Raw genomic sequence first — 15,646 nt, 5'->3', positions numbered from 1 at the left:
TAAACATAAACAGATGAAACAACCTATTGGTGTGAAAAAAACAGCTTTTATTATCTCACTTTTTTTATTTTCTAGCTTTGTTATAGCCCAAGATATATCAGACAAACAAATCCTAAAACATATTAAAGGAAAAGAAATTGAGTGGATTACTGACGAAAATAATTTGGCTAAAGTAAAGATGAAGTCTACCAAAAAATGGGGAGTTTACAATATTGATGCCTATTATGATTTAGATGAAGCAATCATCGATTTTGATGAGGTAGTAGCTCCAAAATTCGATTCTATTGGCTGGTTTAAAAACATGGAGCCTTTTACCATTGTAAAAATCAAAAAAAAATACGGTATTCTTTTAAATCCTTATGAAATACATGATGCAGCTGAGAGAGCTAACTGCATTTATGATGCTATAAAAATGAAGGAAGTAGATGGTAGGTATTATGCGCTTGTAAAGCAAAATGAAAAATGGGGATTAGTAGATTGGTTTGAAGATATAGTTTTAGTAGATCCCACTTTCGATAACCCTGAAGATGTACCTTTGGTTTGGATAGAAGGTTGGGCTAAAGATATGTTTGTAGCTTCCAAGAAAAAACTAAAAGCGGATATACTCATTTTTGATGAAAGTAATGGCGATGGTGTGTTTAAAGCAAGGAATAAAGCCACTAAAAAATGGGGAATGTATCAATCATTAGTCGAAAATGATTTAACAACACTTATACCTGCAAAATACGACAGTATTCGTTTTTTTGGATACAACTCAAAATACACAGCAGTTTACAACAAAGGTAAAGTGGGTATGCATTTGTCGTATTGGAGTTATAATGAAAACACAAAACTTTCAGTACCTTGTATTTACGAAGAGTATAAAAATTTTGATGCTGATGGTGTACTAAAACTAGCAATGAAAAAAGATGGAAAATGGGGTTGGGTAAACTGGTTAACAGGCAAAGAAGAATCAGAATTTAAATACGAAACACTCGACGATTTACCCTATCCTTATTATAAACAAGCCATTTGGATTGAAGACTAAATAAATCTTACATTAGTAATTTTTGAAAATGAACCTTCAACCCTTAAAAATACCAGCAGGCTGGACAGTTGATTGGAATTTGTTAACCGATACAGATCCAACAGAAGACACCATACATGAGTTTACAGGCAGTTCTCTATTGCTTATCAGTTCACACACACGATTAAAAGCGATTGATGTATCATGGCAACCAGAAGGCGACATTAATGGTGCGTACCAATTGCAGGTTATTTGTTTACTGCCAAAATTCAATACTAAAACCAATGCATTAGACTATGAAGGAGTTTGGGAAGCACCAGAATTAGAGTTTTCTACCAAAAACCGATTAGAACTAGTTGATAAGCTAAATCATTTACTCTTTTATTTAAAACCTTATACAGATACACGTATTTTGCTACAACCTGGTGTTGTAGATGAGCCTAATGAAGCTATAAGGCAAGAGTTGTTAGCTAACGATTTGACAGAAGAACTCGTCAAAAAAATAATGACATCTAACCATAAAAAACTTCAGGAGTTACTATTAGACCACAAAGCTGTTTCCTATGCTGATGTAGAAAAATTATCGCAAGATGGCGCTACTAAAGGTGTAAAAAACAAAGCAAAGCAATTGCTAAACAGTAAACAGTTTAGAAATCTGAAATCTGAAACATCATCAGACGTGGATAAGACTAAACTCATTTCAGCCATCACAAATAAGATGGAAGCTGTTCTTGCAGACTTACAGCAGCTAAAACCAGAAAAAGAATTCACGCTTAAAACTTATGAGCCCAATGGCTATTGGAGTTTCCATTGGAAAAGCACCAAGCTTTGGAAAACCGAACATTATTTAAAAGAATGGTTTACTGTTAGTTTATATGGTAATAGTGATGCGTTCTCATTAAGTGGCTCACATAGTATTAAAGATGTTTTTGAACAACTTGAAGAGGGACATTTTTTATATAAAGGAAAAACAATAAAAACGCTTTTTAAAATGCTTGATACCATTGAAAAGCAAACGAAAGATGCAGTTTTAAAAGCTATAGACCAACAATTCGACCCTGGTTTCTAAAAAATAAATATAGGGTAAGTAATTATAAATACGATAATTAGTGATTATGATAAAATACAACCTAATAACTTATGTGCTTTCTATAATTTCAATAGTATTGTTTTTAGGATGTAATGACGCTAAGAATAAAACAGAAAACGAACTTTTAATAACAAAAGCAATTATTAAAAAGTTTACTGATAATCCATCAAATGATTTTTATACTAATTGTATATTTCAAAAAGGACTACCTATTGTATTTAATAAAAAAGAAAATCTAGAATTAGTAAAGACAACATTAAACCTTAATGATGATTTTGAGACTAAAGTAAAAAATGCAGAATTTTTTAGCATTCCAGATACTTTACTGCCTAAACTAAATATCATCACTCAAAAGCAAATAGATAGTTTAGAAGCTATAAAAGATACCAAAGACAGAAGAACAATTTATGAGGAGTTAAGTTGTTCAGATGGTTTGTTAAGTATTACCAAACCAATTTACAACTATGAAAAAACTAAAGCTTATATAAGTCTGTATTTTCATTGCTCAGGAATTTGTGAAAAAAAAGGTATGTTTTTTTTGAGCTTTGAAAACAATTTGTGGTCAATAGAGAAAACCTTGATTGACTAAAATCATTCTAATACTTCTTCCTTCGCTTTTTTTATTTTTTTGTTGTCTCTGGTTTTAATTTTTCACAATTCTTTTAACTAAAAGATATTTCTTACCGCTTGATTGTGTGTGTATAGCGTACTTTAAATTGCACATTCTTCAACTTAAATAAATCTGTTTTTCAAGAAGATTTAGTAAATTAAAAAAAAGTTACACAAAAAAATGTGACTTTAATTAGATGTAGGTGTCTAAATATAAAACCATATTTAAAATTATTCCCTAGCTATTGGAAACCATTAATAACATTAATGCAGTATCTGATGAGGATTTGGTAAGAAAAATTGTCAAAACCAACGATACATTGCTTTTTGAAGTGCTATATGACAGGTATGCCACTATGGTGTATAATAAGTGCTACGGTTTCGCAAAGGATGAAGATGAGGCAAAAGATTTGACTCAAGATGTGTTTTTAAAGCTCTTTGTTAAATTGGCTAGTTTTAAAGAAAAATCAAAATTTTCTACTTGGCTTTATGCATTTACATACAACCACTGTGTAAACTATGTTACTAGAAACACAGCAAAAAAAATAGAAAAGAACGCAGTAGATTATCAAGATATTGAGAACATTTCTTTTGAAGAAGATGATAAAGATTTCCTTCAAATGAAAGTTCATAATTTAAAAGAAGCCCTGAACCTAATTTCTCCTGAGGAGAAAATGATTTTATTACTAAAATACCAAGATTACCTTTCTATAAAGGAAATTGAAAGTGTTTTAGGTATTGGAGAAAGCGCAGTGAAGATGAGAATTAAGCGCGCCAAGGACAAACTTATTAATGAGTATAAAAACAACTTTGAGTAATGGAAAATCCGTTTAAGCAAATAGACAAGCCTTTAAAAGAGGTGCCTGATGAATTGAAGGCAAAAGTCATGAATGATATTGCCATTGCTAAATTACTTATGGAATTAGCTAGTCTGTTTTCAGTAGACGTGGCAAAAATTATTGAAGCAACTATTAAAGAAAGGAACAAATAAAAATCAACTAAAAAAGCAATACATGGAAAAAATAACTGAATGGAACGAAGACGTGATGAACTCTTTGTCTGTTATGACTACCGAAATAGGTAAGGTAATACCCAATATAATTGGTGCTATTGTAGTATTAATTATTGGATGGATACTTACAAAAGTAGTTGTTGGTATTATCAAAAAAGCATTAAAGTTTGCTAAAGCAGATAAGCTTGATGATAAGATTAATGAAATAGAAATTTTTGAAGGTAAAAAGTTAAACTTCAACATTATAAAAATTACCTCAAAGTTTGTAAAATGGGTAATGTATATCATGTTAATTATTGTAGTTTCTGATATACTAAACTTAACAATGGTTTCTGAAGAGATAAGCAACTTACTTCGTTATTTACCTCAATTATTTACAGCTTTAGTCATTTTTACAGTTGGATTGTTATTAGCAAACTTTGTAAAAAAGTCGATTAGATCATTTTTTGAATCTATGGAGCTTTCAGGTGCAAAAATTATAAGTCAAATAGTGTTTTTGTTAATTCTAGTGTTTGTGTCAGTTACAGCTTTAAACCAAGCAGGAGTTGACACTGATATTATCACGAGCAATATCACTATGATATTGGCTGCCTTTTTACTAGCGTTTGCTTTGGCATTTGGTTTTGGAGCAAAGGTAGTAGTAGGAGATATTTTAAGAACCTATTACGCAAGAAGAACCTATGAGATAGGACAAATCATAGAGTACAATGGTAAAACGTATGAGGTTTTAGCTATTGAAAACATATCAGTAATATTAAAAACTGATACAGGAAAACTTATTGTGCCAATTAAAGATATATCCGAAAGTCACATTAAGGTACAAGGTTAACTATAGTTAGGGTTATAGTAATTTAAATTTGGTTAATATTTAAAGAACCTTGATACCTTGTGGCTTTCTTAAACCCTTTTCATTAATTTGAAGAGGGTTTTTTTATTTCCTTTTCTTTTTTTTGTTGTAGTTTTTGTCGCCTCTAGTTTTAGGCTTCTTATATTTTTTGGCTATTTCTCTTCGGTACGAACCGCCTTGGTTTGTTTTCTTGTTTTTTTCTTTCTTTTCATGAAAAGCAGCACCAGGTTCATAATCGTCTTTGTTACGTTTTAAAGGGTTGTAATGTTCCTTTATTTGTGGTCGTTCTTCTTCAATTAATTCCGTAGAAATAGTTACTTCCTCAGGAAATTCAATTAATGCTATTTTTAAATTCATGTAGTTTTCAATAGCTTCAATGTAATCCTGCTCGTCTTCGGTAGAAAATACAATACTGGTTCCTGAGTTTTCAGCTCTACCAGTTCTACCTATTCTATGCATATAGTTTTCAGGATATTTTGGTGTGTCAAAATTTATTACATGACTTACATTGTCAATATCCAAACCACGAGCCATAACATCTGTAGCTATTAAAATACGATGTTCGCCACTTTCAAAAGCTTCAATACTACGTAGTCTGTAGTTTTGTGTTTTGTTGGAGTGAATCACACAGCAATTACCAGGAAAGATGTCTTCTAGCTTTTCAAACAAGCGGTCAGCCATTTTTTTATTAGACACAAAAATCAGCACTTTATTAAAAGTTGCTTTATCAAATAGTACATGTTCTAATAGGTTGACCTTTGTGTAAAAGTTCTTTACCTCATAGCGTTGTTGTATAATGTTTTCAAGAGGTGTTCCTGTAACAGCAACAGTAACGCGTTGTGGGTTGATGAAAAAGTTTGTGATTAATTCATCTACATCTTCGGTCATAGTTGCTGAAAACATAATGTTTTGTCTGCGTTCAGGTAAAATATCGAAAATGTTCATGAGCTGATGTCTAAACCCAAGGTCTAACATAACATCAACTTCATCAATAACCAGTTTTTGAATAGACTTAAGCTGTAACACTCTACTCATGGCTAGGTCGTACAATCTACCTGGAGTGGCAACTATAATGTCGGTTCCTTGAGCAACTGCTTGCTTTTGAGTGTTGATGTTTGTGCCACCATAAACACCCAAAATTCTATTGTTGATGTATTTAGAAAGTTTTTCAATTTCCTCAACAACTTGTACAACCAATTCTCGAGTTGGTACCAAAACCAATACACGTGGGTTTTCTTGTCTAGAATATTTTAGGTTTCTAAGTATAGGAAGCATGTAGGCAAAGGTTTTACCAGTACCTGTTTGTGCAATTCCTACCACATCTTTACCAGATGCTACAACATTAAATGCTTCCGATTGTATAGGAGTTGGTTTTACAAATCCTAAATCGTCAATGGCATTGTAAAGTGGTGTGTTAAGGTTTAAGTCCTGAAAAGTAACATCGTGTTCCATGTTGCAAAAATAGGCTTAATCCATTAAACTTAGTAGCCATATTCTATTAAACTTGGGATAAGGTTTTTGGTTTGTGTTTTCCAGTCCTTTTCAACGCTATCCCATTCAGTATAACATTTGTACCTTTCGTATGGTGTTTTTTGAGAGATTTCTTTTATTGGTCCTACAATGGCTAAATACTCTTCACCTTCAGCTTCTTCGTATTCATATCCAAAAGAAATAGCATAGTATTCGTCACCTTCATTTTTAATTTTCCCAACTACAGTCATAGTGTCTGGATAGCCTTCGTCTTCGCCAACATAATTGTAAAGTGCAAGTTTTGCAAACTCTTCAGGTTTAATATATTTTTTAGGAACTTTATTAAACTGATTGGTTTTGTGGTAAGCTTCCATGATTTCGTATCTAGAAAACAAACTATCCATTTGTGTTTCAATAAAAGCGTTGTCAAGTGGGTAGTTGTTAACAATTCGTGCTGTTGTTGCTTGTAAGCTAAACCATTGATTGTCTTTTTCTTTTGCTAGAGTAGAGGTGAAAGTGTCGGTGAATTCATTCTTGTATGAAGACTTATTTAAAAAGTTTAAATACGAATAGATTAATGAGTTCATTGAATAGTCGTACTCGTCTTTATCTTTTTCTTCTAAATATTTTTGAAGATCAGACTCCATATACTGAAACAGTTTTTCCATATTGTCACTTACCAAACTACTGTGACCTGTGCTGTCTTGAAGGATGTTTAATGATACATCTAAAACATCTGAACGGTATTTTTCATGCTTGATTAAGGTTGAAAAATCTTTGTAGTTTTCAATAGCATAATTAAGTGAATCGGTAAATGGTGACACTACACCCCAAGTGTAATTTTCAGTATTTACAGGTGGATTATTAAGAAATAAATCTTTGTAAACACTCAAAGCATCATCATTTTCTAAATCTGGAATAATTGTTAAGATTGTTGCTTTTAAATCATCGTTTGTGCTTTCATTGGTATACAGATTTTTTAAAACGTCTAAAGTTTTACTATCGCTAACCAATGAAAATTGTTCAGCTATTTTGTCTTTTATAAGATTGGTTTTTTCTTGAGAATCGTAGCTGTAGTTTAAAGCTTCGTAGAGTTTAGGAATATCGGTTGTTTCAAACTCATAATAATCAAAAGCGCCAAGTGCATTATTGTATACAATTGAATCTTTTGAGCGTAAGTCGTTAAAAATTGCATCAGTTTTTGAGCTGAATACATCAAACTCAGGTTCTTTTGAAATGACTTTAAACGAATTGAATATAGAGTCAGTTAGTTTGCTGTCGCGTTCTTCGTCACTTAAATAACCTGTCATTAAAAACAAGCGTTTGTTTTGAAGCCATAATTGATGTTTAGTAATCACCTTTGTACCTTCATTTTGAATATGAAATTCAACACCATCTTCATTGCCTACTTTGATGTTTTTTTGCTTTATAATACTGTCATTCCAAGATTTAAGAGCGTCAATATTGGTTTCAAAAAACTCATCTTTAGATGCTATTTTAAAATAATCTTTCAAATCGCTGTATCCAAACTGATACGTTCCTCCAGACATTTCATTGAGTGCAAAATAGTCGTTGGAGTTTTTAAGATAAGTACTTTCATAACCAACAGTGTCAATGACTCTTTTAAGGTCGTCAAAAAACAGAACTTCAAAGTTTGTGCCTCTTGGTTGTAAGGTTGTAAGCTCAGGAGTTTTGTATGGTTCAAACTTAAAACTATTAAAAAAAGTATCGTCAGTAGTCGCTTTTTCTTTCTCGTTTAGTTTTTGCTTTAGTAAAAGGTAGGCTCTGTTTCCTCTTAAATAAATTCTGCAGATAGTATGAAATTTACCATCAAGCAATAATTCATATTCTCGTCCTTCATTACCATCTAAAAATATAGTTTTAGGAGGTGATAATAGTTCAGCTCTTGCTGTTAATGTTTCTTGCATAGACTCAAACCCACCAGCAGGATCTTCCATAAAATATCCAAGCGGTTGGTCGTTATATCTAAATAGGTAATTATCGTCGTTTTTATAGTCTGGTGCAGAATAAAGGTATAAATAGTAAGGTTCACCATCTTCTTCTAACGGATTTGGATATTCGCGCGACAAGTCAGTAGGTTCTTCTGGGATAGTGATAGAAAATGCACCTTTTTCACTCACAAAATCCAGCCATTCTTTAACTTCCATAGGTTTAGCGCTTGTAACTTTAAGCGAATTAAAGAAGCGTTTGGTATTGTTGTTGTCAACACTGTCTTTTAAATCTTCAACCGATAAGTAGTACAGTATATTATTTTGTAAAGTAAACTGAGCACTCATTAGTTTTTCTTCATTAATCTTTACAAGTATCTTGTATTGGAGTCCACCACTGTATTTTATTTCCTTTTTGTCTAGCAGCTCTCCATTAAGATTGTTGACGATGTTGTTTGTGAAATTATCAACAATTTCACTCGGTTTACTGTCTTGATTTCGATCTCTTAAGTCTAAAGCAAAAAAGGAATACACGCGCTTTGAATTCGTGTCATTGTAGGAATAGATGATAAAACTATCATAATCATCTTGATAGTTTGGTTCATTAGGTAACTCTAATGAGTAACCCAAATCGGTATTTGTATACGTATACCAATCCCAAAGGGTTAGATTTGAAAAACTAAGGTTAGAAACCAAAACAAAACATACTGTAAGAAGTATGTTGGTTGAAAAAGAGCGCTTTAAGTTCATGTGCAAAAAGTAGATTTTTGTTTAGTATTAAGTAAAGTCTTTTATATTATTCTAAATTGATAGTTTCTTAATAAATTTGGAAACTTATAAGAATTACCCTTTTGAGAACAATATCCAAGCAAAACATTAGTAACGTTGAGCAATATAAACAAAAATTATTGCATTGGAGCCAACAGTTTCGTGAAGTTGTTTGGTTAGATACAAATGCTTTCAACACCCAATATTCTACATTTGATGCAGTTTTAGCAGTAGATGCTATAACGAGTATTCAAACCGATTATGAAAATGCATTTAAAGCATTAAAAGACTATCAAACCCAAACAAACGATTGGATTTTTGGGTATTTAACTTACGATTTAAAAAACGATGTTGAGCACTTGACTTCAAGAAATTTTGACGGTTTGCAGTTTCCTGAATTGTTCTTTTTTCAACCCAAAAAACTATTTCTTTTTAAAGATGATGTTGTTGAAGTTCGGTATTTAAATTTTGTTAGCGATGAGCTTGATGTCGATTTAAAAACTATAGATGCTATAGATGTTTCAAATACCGTTGAAGAGCCACAAACCGAAAACATTAAAATAAAGCTTCGCATCCACAAAGACGACTATTTTAACAAGGTAAATACCATGTTAAAACACATTCATAGAGGAGATATTTATGAAGCTAATTTTTGTCAGGAGTTTTATGCTGAAGACACTTTAATTCAACCCTTAAACATTTATAACAAGCTTAATGCTATTTCCAAACCGCCTTTTGCAACGTTTTTAAAATTAGACGATAAGTATTTACTTTCGGCATCACCAGAACGTTACTTAAAAAAAGAAGGAACTACAATTGTGTCGCAACCTATTAAAGGGACAGCTAAACGCTCAAAAGATAAAGACGAAGATGATAGGCTTAAAACAGAGCTTGCTAAAGACGAAAAAGAACGAAGTGAAAACATTATGATAGTGGATTTGGTAAGAAACGATTTGTCTCAAACTGCCACTAAAGGCAGTGTAGAGGTGAAAGAACTTTGTAAAGTCTACAGTTTTGAACAAGTACACCAAATGATTTCAACCGTAACATCTCAAATTGAATCCACGACACATCCAGTAGATGTTATAGCGACAACATTTCCAATGGGAAGTATGACAGGAGCTCCAAAAATTTCGGCAATGAAAATTATTGAAACTTTAGAAGAAACCAAGCGTGGGTTATACTCTGGAGCTGTTGGGTATTTTACACCTCAAGGCGATTTCGATTTTAATGTGGTGATACGTAGTATTTTGTATAATCAAAGCAATCAATATGTGTCCTATTCGGTTGGAGGTGCAATTACCGCAAAAAGCGACCCTTTAAAAGAGTATGAAGAATGCTTGATTAAAGCTAAAGCTATGCGAGAGGTGTTGGAGAGTTGAAAATTTCCGCTTAAAGTTTAATGTTAAAGGTTTCAAGTTGTTATATTTGAAATAGGTATTAAAAACTAATGCTAGAAAGATTCAACAAACATATCATCCAAAATCTTCCTTTTCTAAAAGAAAGTAAACTCCTTATTGCAATTTCTGGTGGAATTGATAGTGTGGTGTTAATGCACTTATGTCGTGCTGCTAATTTTAAGTTTGCTTTAGCACATTGTAATTTTAATTTAAGAGGAAAAGAAAGCGATGCAGATGAAGATTTTATCGTTCAACTTGCTGATGATTTAGAAATTGAAGTGTTTGTACAGAATTTTGAAACCGAAACTTATGCCAAAACGCACAAACTATCTACGCAAATGGCAGCAAGGGAGTTGCGCTACAACTGGTTTAATGACTTAGCAACACAACTTAAGTTTGACTACATTTTAACTGCTCATCATGCTGATGATGATTTGGAAACCTTTTTAATCAATCTCACAAGAGGAACAGGTTTAGAGGGTTTTACTGGAATTCCCATTATAAATAACAATACGGTTAGACCATTATTGCCATTTTCACGTTTGGAAATTGAGGCGTATGCCAACGACAATAATTTAAAATGGAGAGAAGATAGTACAAACGCATCCACAAAATATTTGCGCAATAAAATACGTCATGAGGTTATTCCTGTGTTGAAAGATATTAATCCACAATTATTGCAAACCTTTAGTCAAACTCAAGCCTTTTTAAAAGACTCAAAAGCAATAATTGACGATAGGATAGATGATGTTTCCGATAAGGTTATAAAAGACATTACAGAGTTTGAAATTCAATTTGAGATTTCAGAAATTAAGCAACTCAGTCATCCAAAAGCCTATTTGTATGAATTATTAAAAGTATATGGTTTTACCGAGTGGAACGATGTATTTAATTTGTTAGATGCGCAATCAGGTAAGCAAGTGTTTTCTGAAACCCATCGTTTAATAAAAGATAGAGATTACTTACTGTTGAGTGATTTAAACACTGAAGATAAGCAGCAAGTAATAACAATTTCTGAATGTGACGATAAAATAAAAACCACTGCTGGAGTTCTCTTTTTTGATGAAGCTGATGCAATTTTCGGAAAAGACGCTAATCGTATTTTTGTAGATAAGAAAAAGCTCAAATTTCCTTTAACAGTAAGACATTGGCAAGAAGGCGATTATTTTCATCCGTTAGGAATGAAAGGAAAAAAGAAATTAAGCAAATACTTTAAAGACGAGAAGATGTCGCTCTTAGACAAGGAAAACACACTTTTGCTATGCTCCGGAGATTACATTATTTGGGTTATTGGTAAACGTGCCGACAGTCGTTTTAAAGTTACTGACAAGACTAAGAAAATTATTAAAATAGAATTAAAATAACTTGATTTTACAAGGACAAATTGTCGATATTCTTAATCGACGCATCTTTAAAGGTGAAATTACTATTAAAGATGAAAAAATAGTAGCTATTGAAGAAAAAGCACATAACGTAAACCAGTATATACTACCTGGTTTTGTAGATGCACACATACATATTGAAAGTTCTATGCTAGTGCCAAGTGAGTTTGCGCGAATTGCTGTAACTCATGGTACAGTGGCAACGGTTTCTGATCCTCATGAAATTGCCAATGTGCTTGGAGTAGAAGGTGTGGAGTTTATGATTGAAAACGGGAAACAAACACCTTTTAAATTCAATTTTGGTGCGCCTTCATGTGTTCCTGCTACTACTTTTGAATCGGCTGGAGCTGTTATAGATTCTGATGGAATTAAGCAATTGATGGCAAATCCAGAGATTAAGTATTTAGCAGAACTTATGAATTATCCTGGTGTGCTTAATGACGATCCTGAGGTTCTAAAAAAAATAGAATGGGCAAAACACTTTAATAAGCCCATTGATGGTCATGCTCCAGGTTTGAGAGGTGAAGCAATTTCAAAATACATTAACGCAGGTATTTCAACCGATCACGAATGTTTTACGTTTGAAGAAGGTTTGGAAAAGCTCCAAAAAGGCATGAAAGTCTTAATACGCGAAGGTAGTGCAGCTAAAAACTTCGATGCTCTAATCGATTTGTTACCAGAACATTTTGAAAACATGATGTTTTGTAGTGATGATAAGCATCCAGACGATTTAATACTTGGTCACATCAATACGTTGTGTGCAAGAGCTGTAGCAAAAGGTATAGATGTATTTAAAGTGCTGCAAGTAGCTTGCATAAACCCTGTAGAGCATTATGATTTAGATGTAGGTTTGCTAAAAGTTGGCGATGCGGCAGATTTTGTTATTGTCAATGATTTAAAGGATTTTAAAACCCTTCAAACCTATATTAATGGTGAGTTGGTTTATGATAAAGGTGAATCTAAAATTCAATCAACTCCTTTTGAAGTGTTGAATAATTTTAATACTGAAAAAAAGCAAGTTGAAGACTTTAAGTTTAAAACAACTTCTAAACAAATACGCGTTATTGAAGCGCTAGAAGGACAATTGGTAACCAATGAAATTATTGCTGATAGCTTGCTTAAAGATGGAAATTTGATATCAAATATTGAAAACGATATCTTAAAGATGACTGTCGTGAACCGTTATCAAAATCAAAGTCCAGCAATAGGATTTATAAAAAACTTCGGACTTAAGGAAGGAGCTATAGCAAGTTCGGTAGGTCATGATTCGCATAATATTATTGCTGTTGGAGTGGATGATGAAGCGATTTGTAAAGCGGTTAATCTGGTTATTGAACATAAAGGTGGTATTTGTGCGATTTCCAATTCCGAAGAAAAAATAGTACCACTTCCTGTTGCAGGAATTATGAGTGATAAAGATGGTGTTGCTATTGGAAAAGACTATGCAGCTTTAGATGCTATGGCAAAACAATTAGGTAGCACGTTAAATGCGCCATATATGACTTTGAGTTTTATGGCGTTGTTAGTGATTCCGTCGTTAAAGTTGAGTGATAAAGGATTGTTTAATGGTAGTACATTTACGTTTACACCAGTAGAAGTGAGTTAATAATGCCAATAGTAGAATCAAAGTACAAAGCGCCTTATTTTTTTAGAAACGGATTTGTGTCAACAGTGTATTCTGGTTTGGTACGACGTGTTAAAAATGTTGTTCAAGAGCGGGAACTAATTCAGCTTCCAGATGGTGATTTTCTGGATTTAGACTGGAGTTTTTCAAAAGAAAAAACCAATAAACTTATAGTGCTGTTGCATGGATTAGAGGGTCATGCGCAACGACCATACATTACAGGAACTGCTAAACTGTTTAATACAAACAACATAGATGCTGTAGCAGTTAATTTTAGAGGATGTAGTGGGACGCCAAACTTAAAATTTCGTTCGTACCATTCTGGTGCTACCGAAGATTTAGAGGCGGTTATTCAACATGTTTTAGAGCAAAAATCATATACGCGTATATACATAAAAGGCATCAGTTTAGGAGGTAATATGGTTTTAAAATATATAGGAGAACGCGATGATGTTCCAAATCAAATTAAAGCTGTAATTGCTGTTTCGGTACCTTGTAGTTTAAAAGGGTCTTCGGGTGAATTACATAAAATGAATAATATTTTATTTCACAATAATTTCAAAAAGCATTTGCTAAAAAACTTGAAAGAGAAGAAAACACAACATTCTGGTAAATTGAGTGATAAGGAATTTAATTCAATTAAAACTTTAAAAGATTTTGACGATGTTTATACTTCCAAAGCGCATGGATTTAAAGATGCTTTTGACTATTATGAGAAGAGCAGCAGTCTTCAGTTTTTATCAAATATAAAAATACCAACCTTACTTATTAATGCCTTAAACGATTCGTTTCTATCACCAGAATGTTTTCCTGTTAAAGAGGCTAAACATAATCCTAATTTACATTTAGAAATGCCTAAGTATGGAGGTCATGTTGGGTTTATCGATAGGAAGAACATCTATTACAACGAAAAACGAGCCTTGGAGTTTATATCTTCTGTTAATTAGCTTTTAAACTTTCAGGAAAGCCATTAACAGTAATATCCCAAAGTAAAGGCAGCATAAAATACACAAACAAGGTTAAAATGACTATTGATATAACATTCATTATAATGCCTTTACGAACCATATCAGGAATTCTCAAATAACCAGAACCAAAAACCACAGCGTTTGGAGGTGTTGCCACAGGAAGCATAAAAGCGCAAGATGCAGCCACTGCTGCACCAACCATAAGGATATAAGGATGCATATCTACAGCTATTGCCATTGATGCTAAAACAGGTAATAGCATAGCTGTGGTTGCTAAGTTGGAAGTGATTTCGGTTAAAAAGTTTACAGCAGCAATAAGTAATAACACGATTAGTATTGATGAAATTCCTACTAAGGTTGTCATTTGGTTGCCAATCCATTGTGCTAATCCGCTTGTTTCAAATCCCTTTGCTAGAGCCATTCCTCCTCCAAAAAGCAAAATAATTCCCCAAGGTAATTTTACAGCATCTTCCCAAGTCATGAGTTGCTCTTTTTTATCTTTGGAAGGAATAAAAAACAAGACTATAGCAAAAATAATTGCTATGATGGTATCATCGAGTTGTGGTAATATTGTATTGAATAAAAAGGAGCGTGTAATCCATAAAAATGCTGTTGTGGCAAAAACAAAGGCTACAGCTTTCTCTTCGTAACTCAGTTTTCCTAAGTTTTTTAAAAGTCTTTTAATTTCTTGTTTTCCACCAGGAAATTCTTTCTGTTTAAAAGTAAAAGCAAAATTGGTGAGGTACTTCCAACAGATAAAAAGTAATAAGATTGAAATAGGAAACCCAAACATAAACCACTGTAAAAATGTAATTTCATAGTTGTAAGTATCTAGAACAACACCAGCTAAGACAAGGTTTGGAGGAGTGCCAATTAAAGTTGCAATGCCACCAATAGAGGCGCTGTAAGCTATGGCAAGCATTAAAGCTTTACCAAAAATTAGGTTTTCGTCTTCAATTGTGTCAGGATTATCTTTTAATTGAGAGACGATAGCAATGCCAATAGGTAGCATCATTACAGAAGTAGCTGTATTGGAAATCCACATCGATAAAAACGCTGTAGCAACCATAAACCCAAGAATAATATTCTTAACGTTTGAGCCAATAATGTTAATAATGTTTAAGGCGATGCGCTTGTGTAAATTCCATTTCTCAATAGCAATTGCAATAATAAAACCACCTAAATATAAAAACACAAACTTATGACCAAACGCACTTGTGGTATCACTTAAACTCAAACCGTTTGATAAGGGAAACAAAGCTATAGGAAGTAGTGCAGTTGCTGCAATAGGAATAGCTTCGGTAATCCACCAAACTGCAATCCATGATGTAGATGCTAGTATAGCATTGGCTTCGCTTGATAAGCCTTCTGGATGAAAAAAAAGTTTGATGATAATAAATAAAGTAGGTCCTAAAATAAAACCGATACGTTTGGAGGTGTTCATAGTCTATATAATGCAAATATGCAGTAATGATAGTAAATTTTAATCAATTTATTATTTGTCTTTTTTTATTACATTTA

General features: G+C 32.8%; 13 protein-coding genes. 10 read left to right on the top strand and 3 right to left on the bottom strand.

Annotated features, from left to right (window positions below):
- Positions 1–13 precede the first annotated feature (13 nt).
- The 6 genes from A8975_RS06500 to A8975_RS06480 all read left to right on the top strand — a co-directional run bounded on the left by A8975_RS06500 (position 14) and on the right by A8975_RS06480 (position 4,546).
- Positions 14–1,027, top strand: coding sequence for a WG repeat-containing protein (locus A8975_RS06500; RefSeq protein ID WP_134199210.1), 1,014 nt, complete (start codon positions 14–16; stop codon positions 1,025–1,027).
- Positions 1,028–1,055: 28 nt separating this feature from the next.
- A complete protein-coding gene (locus A8975_RS06495; protein ID WP_134199208.1) occupies positions 1,056–2,075 on the top strand; it encodes a hypothetical protein in 1,020 nt (339 codons plus the stop codon).
- Positions 2,076–2,121: 46 nt separating this feature from the next.
- Entirely contained in the window at positions 2,122–2,685 is a 564-nt protein-coding gene (locus A8975_RS06490; protein ID WP_134199206.1) for a hypothetical protein, read from the top strand.
- A gap of 265 nt (positions 2,686–2,950) precedes the next feature.
- A complete protein-coding gene (locus tag A8975_RS06485; protein ID WP_129760279.1) occupies positions 2,951–3,523 on the top strand; it encodes an RNA polymerase sigma factor in 573 nt (190 codons plus the stop codon).
- Positions 3,523–3,696, top strand: coding sequence for a hypothetical protein (locus tag A8975_RS14545; protein ID WP_165353687.1), 174 nt, complete (start codon positions 3,523–3,525; stop codon positions 3,694–3,696). Before A8975_RS06485 ends, A8975_RS14545 begins: the two co-directional genes overlap by 1 nt.
- A 22-nt stretch (positions 3,697–3,718) precedes the next feature.
- The gene (locus A8975_RS06480; RefSeq protein WP_131507021.1) at positions 3,719–4,546 is read left to right on the top strand and encodes a mechanosensitive ion channel family protein; all 828 of its coding nucleotides are present in this window, start codon (positions 3,719–3,721) and stop codon (positions 4,544–4,546) included.
- Between the two features lie 102 nt (positions 4,547–4,648).
- Here the strand turns inward: A8975_RS06480 and A8975_RS06475 are convergent, their stop codons facing one another.
- The gene (locus A8975_RS06475) at positions 4,649–6,016 is read right to left on the bottom strand and encodes a DEAD/DEAH box helicase (protein ID WP_131507019.1); all 1,368 of its coding nucleotides are present in this window, start codon (positions 6,014–6,016) and stop codon (positions 4,649–4,651) included.
- 29 nt (positions 6,017–6,045) lie between these two features.
- Positions 6,046–8,733: a hypothetical protein gene (locus A8975_RS06470; protein WP_134199204.1), complete on the bottom strand. Its 2,688-nt coding sequence runs from the start codon at positions 8,731–8,733 to the stop codon at positions 6,046–6,048.
- Between the two features lie 101 nt (positions 8,734–8,834).
- Between A8975_RS06470 and pabB the strand changes: the two genes are divergently transcribed.
- The 4 genes from pabB (at position 8,835) to A8975_RS06450 (ending at position 14,104) form a co-directional block, all read left to right on the top strand.
- Entirely contained in the window at positions 8,835–10,133 is a 1,299-nt protein-coding gene (pabB, locus tag A8975_RS06465; protein ID WP_134199202.1) for an aminodeoxychorismate synthase component I, read from the top strand.
- Positions 10,134–10,201: 68 nt separating this feature from the next.
- On the top strand, positions 10,202–11,515 hold the full coding sequence (gene tilS / locus A8975_RS06460) for a tRNA lysidine(34) synthetase TilS (RefSeq protein ID WP_134199199.1): 1,314 nt from the start codon (positions 10,202–10,204) through the stop codon (positions 11,513–11,515).
- Position 11,516: 1 nt separating this feature from the next.
- Positions 11,517–13,139: an adenine deaminase gene (gene ade, locus A8975_RS06455; RefSeq protein ID WP_134199197.1), complete on the top strand. Its 1,623-nt coding sequence runs from the start codon at positions 11,517–11,519 to the stop codon at positions 13,137–13,139.
- Between the two features lie 2 nt (positions 13,140–13,141).
- Positions 13,142–14,104: a YheT family hydrolase gene (locus A8975_RS06450; RefSeq protein ID WP_134199195.1), complete on the top strand. Its 963-nt coding sequence runs from the start codon at positions 13,142–13,144 to the stop codon at positions 14,102–14,104.
- Here A8975_RS06450 and A8975_RS06445 read toward each other — a convergent pair.
- A complete protein-coding gene (locus tag A8975_RS06445; RefSeq protein WP_134199193.1) occupies positions 14,097–15,569 on the bottom strand; it encodes an SLC13 family permease in 1,473 nt (490 codons plus the stop codon). The genes A8975_RS06450 and A8975_RS06445 overlap by 8 nt on opposite strands.
- Between the last annotated feature and the right edge of the window lie 77 nt (positions 15,570–15,646).

This window comes from Meridianimaribacter flavus, assembly GCF_004366715.1.
Taxonomy (GTDB): domain Bacteria; phylum Bacteroidota; class Bacteroidia; order Flavobacteriales; family Flavobacteriaceae; genus Gaetbulibacter_B; species Gaetbulibacter_B jejuensis.
This window is presented reverse-complemented; position numbering and strand designations above follow the sequence as displayed.

Bases quoted from the DNA above. Each gene is read 5' to 3' on its own strand.
- A8975_RS06500 (WP_134199210.1), top strand. From the start codon at position 14: ATGAAACAACCTATTGGTGTGAAAAAAACAGCTTTTATTATCTCACTT.
- A8975_RS06495 (WP_134199208.1), top strand. From the start codon at position 1,056: ATGAACCTTCAACCCTTAAAAATACCAGCAGGCTGGACAGTTGATTGG.
- A8975_RS06490 (WP_134199206.1), top strand. From the start codon at position 2,122: ATGATAAAATACAACCTAATAACTTATGTGCTTTCTATAATTTCAATA.
- A8975_RS14545 (WP_165353687.1), top strand. From the start codon at position 3,523: ATGGAAAATCCGTTTAAGCAAATAGACAAGCCTTTAAAAGAGGTGCCT.
- A8975_RS06480 (WP_131507021.1), top strand. From the start codon at position 3,719: ATGGAAAAAATAACTGAATGGAACGAAGACGTGATGAACTCTTTGTCT.
- A8975_RS06475 (WP_131507019.1), bottom strand. From the start codon at position 6,016: ATGGAACACGATGTTACTTTTCAGGACTTAAACCTTAACACACCACTT.
- A8975_RS06470 (WP_134199204.1), bottom strand. From the start codon at position 8,733: ATGAACTTAAAGCGCTCTTTTTCAACCAACATACTTCTTACAGTATGT.
- tilS (WP_134199199.1), top strand. From the start codon at position 10,202: ATGCTAGAAAGATTCAACAAACATATCATCCAAAATCTTCCTTTTCTA.
- A8975_RS06450 (WP_134199195.1), top strand. From the start codon at position 13,142: ATGCCAATAGTAGAATCAAAGTACAAAGCGCCTTATTTTTTTAGAAAC.
- A8975_RS06445 (WP_134199193.1), bottom strand. From the start codon at position 15,569: ATGAACACCTCCAAACGTATCGGTTTTATTTTAGGACCTACTTTATTT.